General features: G+C 44.5%; 22 protein-coding genes and 2 riboswitches. Of the genes, 10 read left to right on the forward strand and 12 right to left on the reverse strand.

Annotation, left to right across the window (positions count from 1 at the left end):
• The coding region (locus H150_RS0112080) for a recombinase family protein (RefSeq protein WP_019959320.1) at positions 1-239 on the forward strand (239 nt) is incomplete at its 5' end.
• 75 nt (positions 240-314) lie between these two features.
• On the opposite strand, the gene gcvP is transcribed toward H150_RS0112080, so the two are convergent.
• From gcvP to gcvT, 7 genes are all read right to left on the reverse strand, one after another.
• Positions 315-3167, reverse strand: a complete 2853-nt coding sequence (gene gcvP / locus H150_RS0112085) for an aminomethyl-transferring glycine dehydrogenase (protein WP_019959321.1) — start codon at positions 3165-3167, stop codon at positions 315-317.
• 30 nt (positions 3168-3197) lie between these two features.
• Complete coding sequence (locus H150_RS0112090) at positions 3198-4391, reverse strand: MFS transporter (RefSeq protein WP_019959322.1); 1194 nt, start codon at positions 4389-4391, stop codon at positions 3198-3200.
• Positions 4388-5029, reverse strand: a complete 642-nt coding sequence (locus tag H150_RS0112095; RefSeq protein ID WP_019959323.1) for a LysE family translocator — start codon at positions 5027-5029, stop codon at positions 4388-4390. Before H150_RS0112095 ends, H150_RS0112090 begins: the two co-directional genes overlap by 4 nt.
• 12 nt (positions 5030-5041) lie before the next feature.
• Positions 5042-5599, reverse strand: a complete 558-nt coding sequence (locus H150_RS0112100) for a DNA-3-methyladenine glycosylase I (RefSeq protein ID WP_019959324.1) — start codon at positions 5597-5599, stop codon at positions 5042-5044.
• Between the two features lie 95 nt (positions 5600-5694).
• Positions 5695-6156 (reverse strand): inner membrane protein YiaA, encoded by a 462-nt coding sequence (yiaA, locus tag H150_RS0112105; protein ID WP_019959325.1) that lies wholly within the window; start codon positions 6154-6156, stop codon positions 5695-5697.
• Positions 6157-6304: 148 nt separating this feature from the next.
• Entirely contained in the window at positions 6305-6688 is a 384-nt protein-coding gene (gcvH, locus tag H150_RS0112110) for a glycine cleavage system protein GcvH (RefSeq protein ID WP_019959326.1), read from the reverse strand.
• Between the two features lie 67 nt (positions 6689-6755).
• A complete protein-coding gene (gene gcvT, locus H150_RS0112115; RefSeq protein ID WP_019959327.1) occupies positions 6756-7853 on the reverse strand; it encodes a glycine cleavage system aminomethyltransferase GcvT in 1098 nt (365 codons plus the stop codon).
• Between the two features lie 48 nt (positions 7854-7901).
• Positions 7902-7998, reverse strand: a riboswitch (glycine riboswitch).
• Positions 7999-8014: 16 nt separating this feature from the next.
• Positions 8015-8111: riboswitch (glycine riboswitch) on the reverse strand.
• Positions 8112-8457: 346 nt separating this feature from the next.
• Here gcvT and H150_RS0112130 point away from each other — a divergent pair.
• The 3 genes from H150_RS0112130 to H150_RS0112140 are packed head-to-tail and all read left to right on the forward strand — an operon-like array spanning position 8458 to position 9851.
• On the forward strand, positions 8458-8940 hold the full coding sequence (locus H150_RS0112130) for an Lrp/AsnC family transcriptional regulator (protein ID WP_019959330.1): 483 nt from the start codon (positions 8458-8460) through the stop codon (positions 8938-8940).
• Positions 8933-9487: a DUF1415 domain-containing protein gene (locus tag H150_RS0112135; protein WP_019959331.1), complete on the forward strand. Its 555-nt coding sequence runs from the start codon at positions 8933-8935 to the stop codon at positions 9485-9487. The genes H150_RS0112130 and H150_RS0112135 overlap by 8 nt, the downstream gene beginning before the upstream one ends.
• A 4-nt stretch (positions 9488-9491) precedes the next feature.
• Complete coding sequence (locus H150_RS0112140) at positions 9492-9851, forward strand: YbaN family protein (RefSeq protein WP_026353689.1); 360 nt, start codon at positions 9492-9494, stop codon at positions 9849-9851.
• Between the two features lie 74 nt (positions 9852-9925).
• Here H150_RS0112140 and purU read toward each other — a convergent pair whose 3' ends face one another.
• Positions 9926-10801 carry a formyltetrahydrofolate deformylase gene (purU, locus tag H150_RS0112145; protein WP_019959333.1) on the reverse strand — a complete coding sequence of 292 codons (876 nt, stop codon included), beginning with the start codon at positions 10799-10801 and terminating at the stop codon, positions 9926-9928.
• A gap of 90 nt (positions 10802-10891) precedes the next feature.
• Between purU and H150_RS15440 the strand changes: the two genes are divergently transcribed.
• From H150_RS15440 to ptsP, 5 genes are all read left to right on the forward strand, one after another.
• The gene (locus tag H150_RS15440; protein ID WP_026353691.1) at positions 10892-11116 is read left to right on the forward strand and encodes a zinc-ribbon domain-containing protein; all 225 of its coding nucleotides are present in this window, start codon (positions 10892-10894) and stop codon (positions 11114-11116) included.
• A 287-nt stretch (positions 11117-11403) separates the two neighbouring features.
• Complete coding sequence (gene metF / locus H150_RS0112160) at positions 11404-12240, forward strand: methylenetetrahydrofolate reductase [NAD(P)H] (protein ID WP_019959335.1); 837 nt, start codon at positions 11404-11406, stop codon at positions 12238-12240.
• Positions 12241-12274: 34 nt separating this feature from the next.
• Entirely contained in the window at positions 12275-12685 is a 411-nt protein-coding gene (locus H150_RS0112165; RefSeq protein ID WP_019959336.1) for a PTS sugar transporter subunit IIA, read from the forward strand.
• 3 nt (positions 12686-12688) lie between these two features.
• A complete protein-coding gene (locus H150_RS0112170; RefSeq protein ID WP_019959337.1) occupies positions 12689-12958 on the forward strand; it encodes an HPr family phosphocarrier protein in 270 nt (89 codons plus the stop codon).
• 16 nt (positions 12959-12974) lie between these two features.
• A complete protein-coding gene (gene ptsP / locus H150_RS0112175; RefSeq protein ID WP_019959338.1) occupies positions 12975-14726 on the forward strand; it encodes a phosphoenolpyruvate--protein phosphotransferase in 1752 nt (583 codons plus the stop codon).
• Positions 14727-14753: 27 nt separating this feature from the next.
• Here ptsP and H150_RS0112180 read toward each other — a convergent pair whose 3' ends face one another.
• The 4 genes from H150_RS0112180 to H150_RS0112195 form a co-directional block, all read right to left on the reverse strand.
• Positions 14754-15266 carry a hypothetical protein gene (locus H150_RS0112180; RefSeq protein ID WP_019959339.1) on the reverse strand — a complete coding sequence of 171 codons (513 nt, stop codon included), beginning with the start codon at positions 15264-15266 and terminating at the stop codon, positions 14754-14756.
• A gap of 126 nt (positions 15267-15392) precedes the next feature.
• Positions 15393-15998 (reverse strand): BON domain-containing protein, encoded by a 606-nt coding sequence (locus H150_RS0112185; RefSeq protein ID WP_019959340.1) that lies wholly within the window; start codon positions 15996-15998, stop codon positions 15393-15395.
• A 21-nt stretch (positions 15999-16019) separates the two neighbouring features.
• The gene (locus tag H150_RS0112190; RefSeq protein WP_019959341.1) at positions 16020-16610 is read right to left on the reverse strand and encodes a phosphoheptose isomerase; all 591 of its coding nucleotides are present in this window, start codon (positions 16608-16610) and stop codon (positions 16020-16022) included.
• On the reverse strand, positions 16607-16960 hold the full coding sequence (locus H150_RS0112195; protein ID WP_019959342.1) for a YraN family protein: 354 nt from the start codon (positions 16958-16960) through the stop codon (positions 16607-16609). The genes H150_RS0112190 and H150_RS0112195 overlap by 4 nt, the downstream gene beginning before the upstream one ends.
• 55 nt (positions 16961-17015) lie before the next feature.
• Between H150_RS0112195 and rsmI the strand changes: the two genes are divergently transcribed.
• On the forward strand, positions 17016-17894 hold the full coding sequence (gene rsmI, locus H150_RS0112200; protein ID WP_019959343.1) for a 16S rRNA (cytidine(1402)-2'-O)-methyltransferase: 879 nt from the start codon (positions 17016-17018) through the stop codon (positions 17892-17894).
• Positions 17895-18046 lie beyond the last annotated feature (152 nt).

The following is an 18046-nucleotide window of genomic DNA, read 5'->3' on the forward strand; positions in this document are numbered from 1 at the left end:
TTATGGCCAGCCTTGCCGAAATGGAGAGGGAGTTAACTATAGAACGCACACGTGCAGGGCTAGAAGTCGCTAAAAAGCTTGGTCGAAAAGGAGGTCGTAAACCAAAGATGACCGACAGTAAGATTGAATCGGCTAAGAAGCTGCTGTCCAGTGGTGTTCCACCTAAAGAGGTAGCTAAAAACCTCGGTGTATCGGTTTCTACCTTGTACCGTTGGCTACCTGCCTCGACTCAGCCTTAACGTACTTTAAATTCCGTTTTCTGAGGTGACCCCTTTATATCAACTCAGAGCATTAATCCAATAGATTACAATAGATTAATCTTCGTACACATCCATTGGTGGACAAGAGCACACCAAATTGCGGTCGCCGTACACATCGTCGATGCGGTTCACGGTAGGCCAGAATTTGTTGTCACGCACGTAATCCAACGGATACACTGCTTCGTCACGGCTGTATGGATGATTCCATTCGCCATCAATCACGTTGTAAGCCGTGTGCGGTGCGTTGCACAATGGGTTGTTGTCTTTAGGCCAAACACCGTTTTGAACTTTCAAAGCTTCTTGCTTGATGTTTTTCATCGCAGCAATGAAGCGATCCAATTCCGCTTTGCTTTCAGATTCGGTTGGCTCAATCATCAACGTGCCCGCTACTGGGAACGACATGGTTGGTGCATGGAAACCGTAGTCCATCAAACGCTTAGCAATGTCCACTTCGGTGATGCCACTGTCGGCTTTTAAAGGACGCAAGTCAACGATACATTCGTGCGCCACACGGCCGTTTTTGCCGCTGTACAAAATTGGGTAGTCTTCAGCCAATTTCGTTGCCAAGTAGTTCGCGTTCAACAAAGCCGCTTCGGTTGCTTGCTTGATGTCTTTGCCCATCATGGTGATGTACATCCATGTGATTGGCAAAATGCTTGCAGAACCGTAAGGTGCTGCAGAAACCGCGCCTTGACCATCAACCGCATTGAACACGCCTGATACGGCATGGCTGGCTTTGAATGGAGCCAAATGTGATTTCAAACCAATAGGACCCATGCCTGGACCGCCACCACCGTGAGGGATACAGAAGGTTTTGTGCAAGTTCATGTGCAAGACGTCTGCGCCCACTTCCGCAGGCTGCATCAAGCCCACTTGTGCATTCAAGTTTGCGCCATCCATGTACACTTGACCGCCATTGGCGTGAATCACATCACAAATTTCACGAATGCCTTCTTCAAACACACCATGAGTTGATGGATAGGTAATCATCAATGCAGACAAATTGTCTTTGTGTTGTTCGGCTTTGGCTTTCAAGTCCGCCACGTCTACGTTACCGTATTCGTCGGTTTCCACCACAACCACTTTCAGGCCGGCCATGTTCGCAGTCGCAGGGTTGGTACCGTGAGCTGAACGTGGAATCAAGCAAATATCACGATGAGACTCGCCTTGTGCTTCTTGGTAACGGCGAATCGCCACGATACCTGCATACTCACCTTGCGCACCTGAGTTAGGCTGCATAGAGATGTCATCGAAACCTGTGATGGCTTTCAAATAGTCTTGCAAGCTTTCAATCATTTGCAAGTAACCACCCACTTGATCCAAAGGTGCAAACGGATGTACTTGACCGAATTCAGGCCAAGTGATTGGAATCATCTCAGCGGTTGCATTCAATTTCATGGTGCAGCTGCCCAATGAAATCATGCTGCGGTTCATCGCCAAATCTTTGTCTTCCAATTTTTTCAAGTAGCGCAACATCTCGTGTTCGGTATGATGGCTGTTGAAAACTGGGTGTGACAAAATCGCATCGGTACGCAAAACGGCTGCATTCAATGACGATTTCGCTTCAGCAGGCAAAGATGCAGCCGTACCTGTGAACGCTTCTGTCAATTGTGCAAAGTCTTGGGCATTAGACAATTCATGGAATGCCACTGCCAAAGCCGTTTCACCTACAGGACGCACGTTAACGCCTTGCGCCAACAATGCTTCATAAATCGCAGCCGCTTTGTCGCCCGCTTCTACCAATACGGTGTCGAAGAATTGGGCATGCACCACGCTCACGCCTTCAGCAGCGTTAATCACATCAGCAAAAGCCGTTGCCAATGCGTGAATGCGATTGGCAATGCGTTTCACGCCTTCAGGACCGTGGTAAACCGCGTACATACCAGCCAAGTTCGCCAACAATACTTGTGACGTACAAATGTTAGAGTTGGCTTTTTCACGGCGAATGTGTTGTTCACGCGTTTGCAAAGCCATGCGCAAAGCGCGTTTGCCTTTGGCGTCCACAGACACACCAATGATGCGGCCTGGAGCCGAACGTTTGGCAGCATCGGTGAACGCAAAGAATGCAGCGTGAGGACCACCAAAGCCCATAGGCACACCAAAGCGTTGGGTGTTACCCAAAGCCACGTCTGCACCCATTTCACCTGGAGATTTCAATAACACCAAGCTCATCACGTCAGCGGCAACCGCCACATTCGTACCTTTGGCTTTCAACGCTGCAATGATGTCGGTCAAATCAACCACATCGCCATCTTTGCCCACGTATTGCAACAACGCACCGAAGTATTCACCTTCTTGAGCTTGTTCAAAATCGCCCACCACCAACTCAAAACCGAAGTATTGAGCACGGGTTTGCATCACGTCCAAAGTTTGTGGATACACGCGAGCGTCAACGAAGTAACGATCGGTTTTCACTTTGCTCATGCGTTTGGCCAAAGACATCGCTTCAGCCGCAGCAGTGGCTTCATCCAACAATGAAGCGCCCGCCAATTCCAAACCAGACAAGTCAATACACACTTGTTGGAAGTTCAATAATGCTTCCAAACGACCTTGCGCAATTTCAGCTTGGTAAGGCGTGTAAGCGGTATACCAACCTGGGTTTTCCAAGACATTGCGTTGAATTACATATGGCAAGCGAGTTGGGTAATAACCCAAACCGATGTAGCTGTTGTTCACTTTGATGTTATCAGCCAAACCACGCAACTGTTGCAAAGCGTCGGTTTCAGTCACGCTGTCAGGCAAATTCAATTCACCTGGCATGCGTACTGAATCAGGTACGGTTTGGCTCAAAAATGCATCGATACTGTCAGCGCCCACAGCTTGCAACATTTGTTGCGTGCTGTCGGCATTGATACCGATGTGACGACCGATGAATTCACCGGCATTGAATAACTCATTGAAACTCATAACTGAATCCTCTGTTACAAAACCATTGTTTCAGGGCGCTTTGCGTGAAACCATCACGACCGACGCCACCAATAAAGCAAACACTTGCACCAACAACAAAACCCCAACCGTCAGATTCCATTCGCCGCGCGCATAAGCCCATCCACACACCGCCGCACCAATGGTGCCACCTGTGTAATAACCCATATAATACAAACCTGAAGCCAAAGAACGATTTTGCGTCACGTTCTTGGCGATGTAACTGATGGTCGCCGATTGCGTAATGAATACGCCTGAGCTCATTACGCCCAAAGCCACCACAATCTCCCAAAGCGGTGCTACCAAAGTGCCGACCACACCCACCATCGACATCAGCACAGCCAATATGGCGGTTTTTTTAGCACCCAACCGGGTCAAAATCCGTGTTGATAAAGGCGTGATAATCATGCCGATTAAGTACACCATGAAAATATTGGCCAATTGCGCGCTGCTCAAATGGTAAGGCGCAGCCGCCAAATGCAAATTGACGAACGTAAAACAACCCACCAACGAGAACAACACACATGCGCCCAATAACATGGCACTCAAAACATAACGATTGTGCAAATGCGACCACAATCCTTGCAGCACAGGCTTTAATTGGCGATTGGGCACAAAACTTTTAGAAGCAGGCAATTGTGTGATGGCCAATACCACACCTGCCAACATCGTTGCTGCCATCACCCAAAACGCTTGTTGCCATGTCAAATATTCGGTCAAATGACCCAAAATAAAGCGGCCTGAAAACCCACCGAACACCGTACCTGATACATACAAAGACATGATTTTGGTCATATTGCGACCTATAAATTCTTCGCCAATGTAAGCAATCAACACCACCGTAATGCCCGGTACTGCCAAGCCTTGCAAAAACCGCCACACATTCATTTGCGCCAAACTATCGGCAAAACCCATCATGGCGGTGGGAAAGCCCAAAAACAACAAAGACGCCACAATCACACTTTTGCGTCCCACCGCATCCGACAACATGCCCATAAAAGGCGACATCAACGCCACCGCCAACACTGTTGCACCAACGGTAAAACCAATTTCGTCAGGCGTGGCAGAAAATGCTTGCATCAATAATGGCAAAATCGCTTGCACGGCATACACTTGCACAAAAGCAAACATACCAATGACAAATACGGCAATCAGCAAACCCAAAGGCAAGGCTTCTTGCTTTGCCACCTCAGCAGCAGAACTCATACCACCTCTTTAAGGCTACTAATACCGGTGTGCACGCCCATCGCACCCAATATCACCGCACTGCTTTTGCTCAATCTTTGTGCATATTCAGGACGCTGCTGCAATTTTTTACTAATAAATCCTGCCAATACCACCAACAACAAACACCACAGCGTTCCCGTAACCATAAATGTGGCGGTCAACAATAAAAACGGTACGGCCGAATCCGCACCATGACTGACAAATTGCGGTAAGAATGCCAAAAAAAACAAACCAATTTTAGGATTGAGCAAATTGGTCACCACACCTTGTTGGTAGGTTTTCAGGACGCTCATACCTTTAGAAGCGTCCTGTAAACTGGAGGCATCCAAATCATTGCTGCGCCACATTTGCACTGCAATCCAAACAATGTAAGCCGCACCCAACAGTTTAATAGCCAGCATCAACATCGGCGCTTGTGCCAAAACAGCCGCCAATCCCAACGATACCAACAAGCCCCACACCAAAATGCCGCTAGAAATACCCAAAACCGATGCAATACCCGCTTTCGCACCTTGCGACAAAGTCCTGCTCAAAATGTAAATCGTGTCCGAGCCCGGTGTAATATTCAACACCAATGCCGCCACCACAAAACCCCAATAATTCTCAATTCCCCACATCAAGCCCTATCCTTATTGTGATGTGCCTCGGAGATATGGTGGTTGGCTACCCTCTACAAGCATCAAAATAGGGCAGTCTGCATCATGCGCACCGGGCAAATAACCTGTACTCATTAAAAACTCGCTAACAATCTCACCGCCAACAAACTTAAATTGCTGTTTAAATACTTTCACCCATTCACTTTTTGCCAATGGATGGTGATGCTCTAACCATGCTTTGAATGAACCATATTCTTGCTGCAACAACACAATCTGCTGCGCATTGTAAATAGCCGCATGCACTTTCAAACGGTTGCGTACAATCGATGCGTCCTGTAACAAACGCGCCACGTCTTGCGCATCAAAAGCAGCGACTTTGCTGATTTCAAAATCATGGTAGGCTTGATAAAAACCATCCCATTTGTTTAAAATCGTGCTCCAACTCAAACCTGCTTGGTTGATTTCCAACACCAAACGCGCAAAAAGTTCATCGTCAGACGCCACCGAATAACCATACAGATGGTCATGGTAGTGTTTGTGTGGATTGCGGTCATCGCCATCCAATGTTTGCACAAATTGACAATAAGACATCAGCGCGTTTACAACGTCCAAAAATAAACCGGCTGTGGTTGAAAACCACTACCGGTATTTGTTAAAGCCATTGTTACGTATGTGTTTGTGAATGCTTACTCGTCATCGTTTTTGCTCAAGCGCTGTAAAAACGATTCACGGGATTTTTCTGGCTCGCCAGTTTCACGGCGATTTTGTAAGATGTCGCGCACATTCTTTTGCACCGCAATGGAAGCAAACAGGCTCATTAAAAAACTGATGCCATAAAAGCCTTTTTCGGTACTAGGCAATTGTGCGTTCCACAAACCCACAGCCAACATCACAATCGAACTTAACAACCCAAACCAACAAATACCCAAATAAATATCGGTCACTGGTATGTGTTCTAAGCGGTCACGCACTGCCTTTTGCAAAGACACCGCTGCGAACAAACCGAACAACAGCAAAACCAAGTAATAACCTTTTTCGCTCAGTGCCATTGGCGCACTCCAAAGGCCAAAGAGATAAGCCATCATGCCCACCCCCAATGCTACCCATGAAGCACCCACAAATGCTTTACTCGGTTCTTGCAATGCCATCACGCTCTCCCTTGATTTATTGATTGCCAATTGCGGCATTATGCAATAGACCAAATTTGAGATGAGATGTTTCTACTTAAGTAGCATATGCTGCTATGCTTAAATGCAGCATTTGCTACTTATTTCATGCTTTCAATGCACTCACCAATCAGTTGATTTCTGCTTCGTAAGCTGCGGCATCCAACAAACCATCTAAATCAGCAGCGTTTGCAGGCTGAATGCGGAAGAACCAAGCCGCACCGTAAGGATCGGTGTTAGCAGTTTCTGGTGCATCTACCAACTCTTGGTTGATTTCCAAAATTTCACCTGCGATAGGCGCGTAAATGTCAGAAGCGGCTTTCACAGATTCAACCACGCCAGCTTGCTCTTCAGCAGCCAAATTTGCGCCCACTTCAGGCAATTCAACGAATACGATGTCGCCCAATAATTCTTGTGCATGGTCGGTAATGCCAACGGTCACGCTGCCGTCAGCTTCCAAACGCAACCACTCGTGGCTAGAAACATATTTTAATTCTGCTGGAACATTGCTCATGAGATTTACTCCACATTAAATTTTACAAATTGGCGTCCTGAAACCATTTCAGGACGCCCAAACCAAATCAATCAAATTGTTTTTGACCATTGCGTACAAATGGCAATTTGATAACACGTACGTCAGTGAATGTGCCACGAATGTCCACTTGTGCGGTATCGGTGGTGGCTTTAGGCACACGCGCAATGGCAATAGATTGTTTCAAAGTCGGTGAGAATGTACCTGAAGTAATAATGCCAGTACCGATACCAGGAACGGTCACTTGCATGCCTTCACGCAATACGCCACGCGTTTCCATTACCAAGCCAACTTGTTTTTCAGGCACGCCAGTTTCTTTGGCTTTGAGCAAAGCGGCTTTACCGATAAAGTCACGTTCATCACTCCAAGCAATCGTCCAACCCATTCCCGCTTGCAAAGGATTGATTTCTTCGCCCATGTCATGGCCGTACAAGTTCATGCCCGCTTCCATACGCAAAGTATCACGCGCGCCCAAACCACAAGGATTCACGCCCACAGCGCGCAACTCATTGAAGAAAGTTTCTGCAGCTGCAGCTGGCAAAATCACTTCCACACCGTCTTCACCGGTATAACCTGTTTTGGCTACAAACCAATCGCCACCCAAATCCACGCCTACAAACGCTTTCAATGCGTTAACTTGTTCAGCCCATTCAGGTTTTGCGACCAACAATTTTTCAATCGCTTTAGGACCTTGCACTGCCAACATCGCCAATTCAGGACGCTCTTTGATAGTGACACCAAATGGTGCTGCGGTTTTGGTGAATTGCGCCAAGTCTTTTTCACGAGTGGCTGCATTCGATACGATGCGGTATTCAGTTTCTGCTTCATTAGAAAGGTAAACAATCAAGTCATCGATAACACCGGCTTGCTCGTTTAACATTGGGGAATACAAAGCTTTGCCAACGAATTTTAATTTGTCTACATCATTGGCCAAAAGATATTGCAACCATGCTTTGACTTGCTCGCCAGAAACATCAGTCACGACCATATGAGACACGTCAAACATACCAGCATCGGTACGCACGAATTCATGTTCTTTGATTTGGGAGCCGTAATGGATGGGTAAATCCCAACCTGAGAAATCGACCATTTTACCTTCAGCGGCAACGTGGGCATTGTAAAACGGGGTTTTTTGAGGTTCACTCATGTCCATCACTCCATAGAATTAAGAATGCTTTTTGCTTTAGCAACAAGCGATTCCCTATCTGTCCTGTGACCTGAGATTTTCGAATGAAAGACTTCATTCTTTCCCCCTTCGGTGGGCTTTTTTGCCGCTCTCCAGATTTGCCTTATCTGCATGAAACACATAAGGGTTTTACAGTCCTTCCACCTGAGCGATTAAAGGGTCTATGCGCCTTCGGTAGCCGAGCCAATCTATTTCTCGGACTTCTCCTGCAAAACGCCGCTATTATGACTGTCTATGACGCTTTTTGGCAAGTAACATCGGTGATGCAGCGCAACTTAATTTATTTTAATTTTATATTAATAATATTAAGCATAGATATCAAAAAAACAGGCAAATTTTCATTAAAACACTTCCAATCCACCATAGGCTCACTCTCAATTTACGACAACAATCCTCTATTTTTTGACGACTTCCTAATTTTTTATAAAAAAAACTTCTTTTGAGGTAGAATATTGTCACATTATGTTGAGAATCTATGATTTAACTCATCAAAAAAATTGCGCAATAATCTAAAAATTTTCGTCTACTTTGTACACACACTGTATTTTACGGGAGAGCCACACTCATGCAGAGCATCGTCTTAGATAAAATTGATTTAAAAATTTTACAAGTTTTACAAGAAAACGGCCGTTTGACCAACGTAGAATTGTCTGAACGTGTGGCTTTGTCACCTTCTCCTTGCTTGCGTCGTTTGAAACAATTGGAAGATGCTGGCGTGATTCAACGTTATGCTGCTTTGTTAAGCCCTGCGGCGATTGAATTGGGCTTGCAAGCTTTCATTCGTGTGACAGTTAACAAAGCAGGCGGCGGTCGTGAAAAATTCGATGAAACAGTACAACAATGGCCTGAAATTTTGAGCTGTTTTGCGTTAACTGGTGAAACCGATTATATGTTGCATGCTTTCTTTGTCGATATGGAACATTTCTCGCATTTTGTATTGGAAATTTTATTGAACCAATCAGGTGTACAGGACGCTCGCTCTAGCTTTGTATTGCGTGAAGTGAAAAAAACCACCGCTTTACCATTGAACCATTTGCACAATGACTGATTTGAATCACCAAGACCTCATCCAAACCACCCGCACATGGCTAGAAACTGCCGTGATTGGGTTAAATTTATGCCCATTTGCCAAAGCCACTTACAATAAAGATTTGATTCGCTTTAGTGTTAGCCAAGCTAGGCATTTGGATGTATTTTTAGAGCGTTTGGATGAAGAATTGCTCTTGCTCAAGCAAACGCCTGCCAACGAGCTAGAAACCACTTTGCTGATTGAACCGAATTTATTCAACGATTTTGATTTGTTCAATCAAATTTTAGATGTTGCCGATCAAGCCTTGGTCGATCATGGTTTGGAAGGCGTGATTCAAATTGCACCGTTTCATCCGCAATTTCAGTTTGACGGTACTGAGCCTGACGACATCAGCAATTATACCAATCGCTCACCTTATCCCATTTTGCATTTGATTCGCGAAGACAGCATTGCCAAAGCCATGCAAGCATTCCCTAATGCAGACACCATTTTTGAGCGCAACATTGCTTTGCTTGAAAAAATGGGACATGAAGGTTGGGATGCTTTGTGGCAGAAAAAGGACTGATATGATGGTGCGCTATGCCTTGTTGGCCGCAGGTTGGTTGGCTTTGGCATTGGGTACCATTGGCATTTTCCTGCCTTTGCTGCCCACCACGCCATTTGTATTGTTGGCGGCAGTGTGTTTTGCCAAAGCTTCACCACGCTTTCATCATTGGCTATTACAACACAAAACATTTGGTCCGATTGTGTACAATTGGCAAGAACATCGCGCAGTGCCTTTGCCTGCTAAAATGCTGTCTAGCTCCATGATGGCTTTGTCTACTTATATGGTGTATTACCGTTTTCCTGAAATGGTATGGGTTTGGAGCATGTGTGGCATCACTTGTTTGTGCGTCGCCATTTGGATTTGGCGTTTGCCTCATCGCTGATACAGCACCCTGTAAACATTCAAAAAGCGTCCTGTAAATATTTACAGGACGCTTTTTTCAAATCAGATGATGTTTTATTCAAACACCACAGTTTTATGACCAAATACAATGACACGGTCTTCTAAATGCCAAGTGATGGCACGTGCCAAAACCTGTCTTTCCACATCCGCACCCAATTCTCGCAACTCTTGCACAGTGTAACGGTGATCGACCCGCTTCACATCTTGCTCGATAATCGGACCTTGGTCTAAATCTGCCGTCACATAATGCGCTGTTGCACCAATCAACTTCACACCTTTATCATATGCTTGACCATAAGGATCGGCACCGACAAAAGCAGGCAAAAATGAATGATGAATGTTAATAATTTTTTGTGCCCACTTGGCAGTAAAATCTTCACTCAAAATCTGCATATAACGCGCCAATACCAATAAGTCACAATCAGCCACCCATTCGTTGATTTGTGCTTCGGCTTGTACTTTGGTTTCTGGTGTCACTTTAACCACCTTGTACTCAATACCAAAATTTTCCACCGCCTCACGCAAATCTTCGTGATTGCTGATGACACAAGCAATGTCACACGGCAACTGTCCACGCGCATGGCGCCACAACAATTCCATCAAAGCATGATCATGTTTAGAGACAAATAAAGCCACTTTTTTGCGCTCTTTGACCAAAGCCAAACGCCAATTCATCGCATACATATTGGCAACATTGCGCTGAAAGTTTTCAATTAAAATATCGTGCTGCTTTTCCAATTGCGGCAACAAAAACTCCACTCGCATAAAATAATCACCACCACTGGCCTCAGTCGTGTATTGATCCAAAGCGGTAATATTGGCGCCTACATGGTATAAAAGACCCGATACAGCTTGCACAATGCCTGATTGATCCTGACAATGAATTAAAAGTCTTGCTGTGTGTTCACTACTCATGCTTTTTTCGCTCATATGGGAAAAGGAATTTTTTATTATAATCTTTCACATCTAAATGTATAGCTTTTTGATTCATCCTTCTTTTCATTACCCAGAAAGACATCCATGATTTTCATTTTCGGCGTACAGCCCAAAAAAATCAGCGAAACAGAGGGCTTATTCAATTGCCCCATTTGCCAAACTCAAACCACTTACCGCCTGAGCAGCAGCCGTTCACACCTTTCCATTTTTTTCTTGCCTTTATTCCCCATCGGCAAGCCAAATACCACTTTTGTTTGCTTACAATGCGGTACGTCTTTGCCTGAAAAATTCATTCCATCAAAAAGCTGAATCTTCAGACAAACCAAACCTTTGGTCAATTCTGCGCCAACAGCGGTTAAATCCCTGCTGTTAGCGTAATATATGCTAAAAATTTCGTTTTTTTTTGAATTTTTCACAGTAAAAGCATGGTCATGACTGTCATAAAACCCTATACTTAATTCACGTCTTAAAACCATGCTTTGGCATGTATTTGTATGCTTCATTGAAATATCAATCATGCAGCCCCCAACGAGTGTCCTAACGACAAAACTCAAGTATGGTTTAAGTTATTTTCTTCCTAGCTGATTGTAAATAAAATGAACCGTACACCATTAAGCTTTGAGTTTTTTCCTGCACGCACAGAAGAAGGTCGTGCCAAAGTTGCCGTTACACGCCAACAACTACGCCAATTCAATCCTGAATTTTTCTCTTGTACCTTTGGCGCAGGCGGTACAACCCGTGATGGTACTTTACAAACAGTCTTAGACATCATGTCTGAAGGTACCGCTGCCGCACCTCATTTGGCCTGCATCGGCTCAGAAGAATCAGAAGTTCGCCATATTTTGAATACCTATCGTGAACATGGCATCAAACACATTGTGGCTTTGCGTGGTGACATCCCTTCAGGCATGGGCGTTATGGCATCAGATGGCTTTCGCTATGCCAATGAATTGGTTTCATTCATTCGCCAAGAACATGGCGATTGGTTTCACATTGAAGTAGGTGCATATCCTGAATTTCACCCGCAAGCTAAAAATGCACAAAGCGACATTGATTACTTTGTACAAAAATGCCAAGCAGGTGCCAATTCAGCCATTACCCAATATTTCTATAATATTGATTCTTACTTTGCATTTGTAGATGCCGTGCAAGCCCAAGGCGTGAATATTCCGATTGTGCCGGGCATCATGCCAATTGCCAATTTTTCAAGCTTAAGTCGTTTTTCTGATACTTGTGGTGCAGAAATTCCACGTTGGTTGCGCCTAAAATTACAAGCATACGGCGACGATACCGCTTCCATCAAAGCCATGGGCTTGGATGTGGTCACTGATTTATGTGACCGCTTATTAAGCCAAGGTGCACCGAGCTTGCATTTTTACACTTTGAACCAAGCTGGCTTGGTTTCGACTGTTTGCCAACGCTTGGGCTATTGATTTTTCCATTACCACCCCCATCAGGAGTGACTGCATGATTGGATTGTTGATTGTTACACATGAATCACTTGGCCATGCTTACAATGCGTTGGTCAGCCATTTTTTTGACATGTGTCCTGATAACGTACGCTTGCTCAATGTCGCTAAAGACACACCTCCTGAGTTAATTTTAGAACAAGCCACCCATTTGATTGAGCAAGTGAACCAAGGTCAAGGGGTATTGCTCTTAACTGATATTTTTGGTGCCACGCCCTGTAATGTGGCGCGCAAACTGATTACATCCATCGATGTGGTGATGCTCACGGGCTTAAATGCGCCCATGATGGTCAAAGCCATCCAATATGCACCACTGCGAGACAACGTTCATTTATTGGCACAAGAAGTCAAAACAGCTGCCATCAACGGCATCATGGCCTTAACCTATACACAAGAAGAAGCGACATAAATCATGATTACTGCAGACGTTACCATAGAAAATAAATTAGGCTTACACGCCCGTGCATCCAGCAAATTTACCCAAACCGCCGCCCGCTTCCAATCAGAAATTTGGGTGTCACGCAAAGAACGTCGCGTGAATGGCAAAAGCATTATGGGTTTGATGATGTTGGCAGCAGCACAAGGCTCTGTCATCACATTAGAAGTCGATGGTTCAGATGAAGAAGAAGCCATGGCAGCGTTGAAAAAACTCATTGCCGAATATTTCGGCGAGGAAGAATAGCGAAGGATAAAAAGTCATGAGCATCATGTTACATGGCGTTGCCATTGGAGGGGGTATTGCAATTGGGCGAGCGCGCTTATTGCAACAAGGTTTGGATGATGTGCCGCATTATCCCATTGAAGCGCACGAAATCAGCGTTGAATGCCAACGCTTTCAAAATGCGGTCAAACAAACCAGACGCCAATTAGAGCACTTACGCAGCAGTATTCCTGAGAATGCTCCAACCGAATTGGGCGCATTTATCTCGCTGCATTTGATGCTTTTGACTGATGTCACATTGTCTCGTGAGCCCATAGATATTATTGAGGCCAAAGAAATCAATGCCGAATGGGCTTTACAAGTTCAATTAGAACGCTTATCACAACAATTTGACATCATAGAAGATCAATATTTACGCGAACGTAAGCAAGATATGTTACAGGTCGCTGAACGCATTTTTAAAAATTTGCGTGGTCAAGAAGTAGAATTGCATGTCGACAATGATTTGTTTGATGACATGATTTTGATTGCACATGATATTTCTCCTGCCGATACGATTTATTTCAAAGACAGTCGCATTTCCGCATTTGTCACCGATATCGGTGGTCCTACCAGTCACACCGCTATTTTAGGGCGCAGCTTAGATATTCCGTCAGTGATTGCACTGCACAATGCGCGCAATATCATCCAAGAAGACGAATGGGTCATTGTCGATGGTATTGATGGTGTCGTCATTGTTGACCCCAGTGATACGGTTTTATCAGAATACCGCAAACGTGCCAAACTCTACCGCAGTCAAAAACGCCAACTCAATAAATTAAAAAATACAGCAGCTACCACTGCCGACGAAGTCAATATTCAAATTTTAGCCAATATTGAATCCCCTGCCGATATCAATGCAGCGCATAAATTGTCTATTGATGGTGTCGGCCTGTTTCGCAGTGAGTTCTTATTTTTAAACCGCGATACTTTGCCTTCTGAAGAAGAACAGTACGAAATTTATTTAGATGCCATCAAAAAAATGAAGGGTAAACCACTGACCATACGCACAGTGGATTTAGGCGTGGACAAAAACCCTCGCTGGCTCAATCACAATGACACTTTAAATCCTGCATTAGGTTTGACTGGTATACGCTTATGCCTAGCAGAGCCTGTGATGTTTCGCACCCAAATGCGCGCCATTTTGCGTGCTGCAGTGCATGGCCCCATTCGCATTTTATGGCCAATGATTGGCTCATTGACTGAATTGCGACAATGTCACAGCCATTTAGAGTTGGTCAAACAGCAACTGACTGAACGCAGTCAAGAGTTTGAAAGCAATGTGGCGGTGGGTTGTATGATTGAAGTACCATCTGCGGCCTTAATGGTGGTGAGCTTGCTGAAATTGGTAGATTTTTTATCCATCGGTACCAATGATTTAATTCAATATACTTTGGCAGTAGATCGCTCAGATGACACCGTCAGCCACTTGTATCAACCTGCTCATCCAGCCGTCCTGAAACTGCTCACACATGTGATACGCAGTGCCATAAAAGCCAACAAACCAATTTCCGTATGTGGTGAAATGGCAGGTGATGACCGTTATACGCGTTTATTACTCGGCTTGGGATTGCGCCAATTTTCCATGCATCCGTCCAATATTTTACGGGTTAAAAACATGATTGTGCACAGCAATACCGATGAAATTGAAAAACAGATTTGGCGAATTCTGCGCAATGATGATCCGAATAAAGTAGATGATTTGTTGAAAAAACTCAACCACATTGAACCACAAAAAACCGCTGTTTAAAAACAGCGGTTTTTTTACTACTATCCATCAAAACAAATTGTCCATTTGTGCATTGGCTTCTTTATGTTGTACTGATTTCTCTACTTTAGGTGGCTTAACAACTTCCACTTTAGCGATATGATGCTCAGATGGCTTGGCAGCGTGTTCTGTTTTCTTCTCAACAACAACAGGTTTCACCGCTTCAACCAATTTGGTACCAGCAATTTTTTCATCATTCAACTTGGCTTGCGCCTCACCCTCGGTATCAGATTTGACAGCATTTTCATCACTGCCCAATGGATTTGCAGGCACCAAATTACTATCGACCATACGGCTGTTACCTGCTAAATCAAGAATTTCCACGCCTGGATCAACTGGTTTTTCTACCGATTTTTCAACATAAGTATGCTCATTCAAAGCCACAACAGCCATGCCAATCAAACCAGCAGCAGCCAATGCCAATAAACCAATCAGACCCCAAAATGACTTCATAAAAACAGAAGAACGAGGCTTATTTTTTTGTGCGGCACTTGGCTCAACACTTGTCTCAGAATTATTCATAAAAATAAAAATTCATTTAAAATGATACGCTTATTTTAATACAAACCACGAAACCATATCTCCTAATCTAGAAAAATAGTCAAAATTTGCACCTTAAGGTTTTACTTAAGTAGTAGAAATCACTACTTACTGGGTTTGCACAGTCGGTACAAAAGTCTCATACAAAGTGACCAGTTTTTGTACACCCAACGTGGTGCTAATTTGCTGATTAATAGCAGCTTGCTCTTCAGGGGTTAACACACCTTGTGCATAGGTCACGCCATTGAATGTCGTGACTTTCACATGATTTGGGTTATAACCTTTTGGATTAAGTAACATGGTACGTATTTTAGAAGTCATCCACACATCTTGTGCCACATTCATTGAACGCTCTTCACCAATGGTAATATGGTTATACACGCGATTGACTGCCAATTGTGAACGGGCAATGCGCTCAGCAGTATCTTTTGCCGCTTGATCTGCCACAACGCCAACGAGCAATACCGCACGATTGTAACTGATGACTTTGACATTATTATAAACATTAACAGGATATTGATTGTGCAAATAAGTGGTAATATTATTCACCACTTGCAATTCAATGACTTGGTCATCTGCTTGAGCACCTGTTGCGCGGCGGTCTAAAATGGACAAACCGCCCACTGCCAAACCACCTACTGCCAAAGCGGCACATCCACTCAACGCTTGAGTCAAGCTCACACCAATCAATACTGCTGCCAACGTTTTTTTCATGTAATCATCCTTACAGGTCGCTTAAACATTTCCCATTAATAATTGATCAATACCATCACACATCGCATGAATCAACAAAATATGCACTTCTTGAATGCGTGCGGTACGTTGATGTGACACATTCAACAAAATATCTTCTTCTTTTAATAAGTGCGCAATTTTGCCGCCATCTTTACCCGTCATCGCCACCACTCGCATATCACGCTCGTGCGCCGCTTCAATTGCTGCAATCACATTGGCAGAATTGCCAGAAGTTGAAATCGCCAACAACACATCACCGCTGCGACCCAAAGCTTCTACTTGTTTGGAGAAAATACGATTAAAATCATAATCATTGGCAATCGCTGTTAAGGCTGATGTGTCTGTGGTCAAAGCAATGCCTGCCAAACCCATGCGTTCAATTTCAAATCGACCCACCAATTCAGCTGCAAAATGTTGTGCATCGGCAGCCGAACCGCCATTGCCACAAGATAAAATTTTGCCATCGTTCACCAAGGCCGCAAACATCAATTCTGTTGCAGCAGCTGTCGCTTCAGCCAATAATTCTTGATTGTCTTGTTTGACTTTAATGCTTTCAGCAAAGTGTTCAAAAACGCGGTCAGTTAAATTCATGAGCATTCCAATATGTTTTTCAGCCACTGAATGTGGCCATTTCCGTCTATCAATACCGCATCAAAACGGCAAGCTGGTTCAGGCTGAGCCCGTGTGTGCAAATACCATTGTGCACTTAAAATCAATTTTCGTTGTTTGGTAGTTGTAATCGATGCCATAGCACCACCATAAGCTTGTGAAGTGCGCATTTTCACCTCTACAAACACACAGACCGAACCATCCCAAACAATCAAATCAATTTCACCACGGCGACAATGCCAATTGCGCTCAATGATTTGGCAACCTTGTGCCACCAGAAATTCTGTCGCCAAGTCTTCTGCTGCGCGACCGCTTGGATGTTGCAAACGCATAGCACCCTCCGCATATGATAGTATCACACCATCAACTGATTACAACGAGACACAAGTGTTACAACCCTTATTAGAACGTGCTCAAGCACATATAGAACCACAGACATTATATGTGGTGGCCACACCTATTGGCAATTTATCCGACATCACTTTGCATGCCTTAGCCGTCTTGTCTCGTGCTGATTTGGTTTGTGCCGAAGACACACGCATGACGGGTCAATTGCTCGCCGCTTATGGCATCAAAGCCAAAATGGTGAGTGTGCGTGAACAAAACGAACAATCCATGGCCAGCAAAATCATTGCTGCTTTAGAAGACGGTCAAGTGGTCGCTCAAGTGTCTGATGCAGGTACTCCTGCCGTGTGTGATCCAGGTGCACGTTTGGTTGAACAAGTACGCCAAGCTGGCTTTCATGTGCGGCCTGTAGTGGGCGCCAGTGCTGTAATCGCTGCTTTATCGGTTGCAGGTATTGTGGCACCTGATTTTGAGTTTGCAGGTTTCATTCCATCCAAACCCAATGAGCGCCGCCAATTATTAGCACAATGGCAAAGCAAACCACATACCATCATCGGTTACGAAACCCCGCACCGCATCGAAGCCACTTTGGCCGACATGGCAGCTTTGTTTCCTGAACGCCGTTTGATGCTCGCACGAGAAATCACCAAAACGTTTGAAACATTTTTAGTCGGCAGCGTGACCGAGTTACAGGACGCTTTAAAACAAGACAGCAATCAAAGCCGTGGCGAAATGGTTTTGGTGTTACATCCGCTCGAAAAAAGCACTGATGAAGCTGGTATTTCAAACGAAGGCGAAAAATTATTACAATTATTAATGGATGACATGCCATTGAAAAAAGCGTGTGACATTGTTCACCGCACTTTTGGTGACAATAAAAAAGACTTATATGACTTGGGCTTAACATTAAAATCAAAATAATTTTGCTTTTTTTATCCAAAAATACTTGACGCATTTTTTGAATCCCTTATAATGCACCTTCTAAACCAAATCCACTGCCCAGGTGGCGAAATTGGTAGACGCAGGGGACTCAAAATCCCCCGCCGCAAGGTGTGTCGGTTCGAGTCCGACCC

Source organism: Vitreoscilla stercoraria DSM 513 (genome assembly GCF_000382305.1).
Taxonomy (GTDB): domain Bacteria; phylum Pseudomonadota; class Gammaproteobacteria; order Burkholderiales; family Neisseriaceae; genus Vitreoscilla; species Vitreoscilla stercoraria.

Bases quoted from the DNA above. Each gene is read 5' to 3' on its own strand.
- gcvH (WP_019959326.1), bottom strand. From the start codon at position 6,688: ATGAGCAATGTTCCAGCAGAATTAAAATATGTTTCTAGCCACGAGTGG.
- yiaA (WP_019959325.1), bottom strand. From the start codon at position 6,156: ATGGCATTGCAAGAACCGAGTAAAGCATTTGTGGGTGCTTCATGGGTA.
- H150_RS0112090 (WP_019959322.1), bottom strand. From the start codon at position 4,391: ATGAGTTCTGCTGCTGAGGTGGCAAAGCAAGAAGCCTTGCCTTTGGGT.
- H150_RS0112180 (WP_019959339.1), bottom strand. From the start codon at position 15,266: ATGAATAATTCTGAGACAAGTGTTGAGCCAAGTGCCGCACAAAAAAAT.
- H150_RS0112170 (WP_019959337.1), top strand. From the start codon at position 12,689: ATGATTACTGCAGACGTTACCATAGAAAATAAATTAGGCTTACACGCC.
- purU (WP_019959333.1), bottom strand. From the start codon at position 10,801: ATGAGCGAAAAAAGCATGAGTAGTGAACACACAGCAAGACTTTTAATT.
- H150_RS0112165 (WP_019959336.1), top strand. From the start codon at position 12,275: ATGATTGGATTGTTGATTGTTACACATGAATCACTTGGCCATGCTTAC.
- ptsP (WP_019959338.1), top strand. From the start codon at position 12,975: ATGAGCATCATGTTACATGGCGTTGCCATTGGAGGGGGTATTGCAATT.
- gcvP (WP_019959321.1), bottom strand. From the start codon at position 3,167: ATGAGTTTCAATGAGTTATTCAATGCCGGTGAATTCATCGGTCGTCAC.
- gcvT (WP_019959327.1), bottom strand. From the start codon at position 7,853: ATGAGTGAACCTCAAAAAACCCCGTTTTACAATGCCCACGTTGCCGCT.
- H150_RS0112130 (WP_019959330.1), top strand. From the start codon at position 8,458: ATGCAGAGCATCGTCTTAGATAAAATTGATTTAAAAATTTTACAAGTT.
- H150_RS0112195 (WP_019959342.1), bottom strand. From the start codon at position 16,960: ATGCGTTTGCAACATCCAAGCGGTCGCGCAGCAGAAGACTTGGCGACA.
- H150_RS0112185 (WP_019959340.1), bottom strand. From the start codon at position 15,998: ATGAAAAAAACGTTGGCAGCAGTATTGATTGGTGTGAGCTTGACTCAA.
- H150_RS0112190 (WP_019959341.1), bottom strand. From the start codon at position 16,610: ATGAATTTAACTGACCGCGTTTTTGAACACTTTGCTGAAAGCATTAAA.
- H150_RS0112095 (WP_019959323.1), bottom strand. From the start codon at position 5,029: ATGTGGGGAATTGAGAATTATTGGGGTTTTGTGGTGGCGGCATTGGTG.
- H150_RS15440 (WP_026353691.1), top strand. From the start codon at position 10,892: ATGATTTTCATTTTCGGCGTACAGCCCAAAAAAATCAGCGAAACAGAG.
- H150_RS0112100 (WP_019959324.1), bottom strand. From the start codon at position 5,599: ATGTCTTATTGTCAATTTGTGCAAACATTGGATGGCGATGACCGCAAT.
- H150_RS0112135 (WP_019959331.1), top strand. From the start codon at position 8,933: ATGACTGATTTGAATCACCAAGACCTCATCCAAACCACCCGCACATGG.
- metF (WP_019959335.1), top strand. From the start codon at position 11,404: ATGAACCGTACACCATTAAGCTTTGAGTTTTTTCCTGCACGCACAGAA.
- H150_RS0112140 (WP_026353689.1), top strand. From the start codon at position 9,492: ATGGTGCGCTATGCCTTGTTGGCCGCAGGTTGGTTGGCTTTGGCATTG.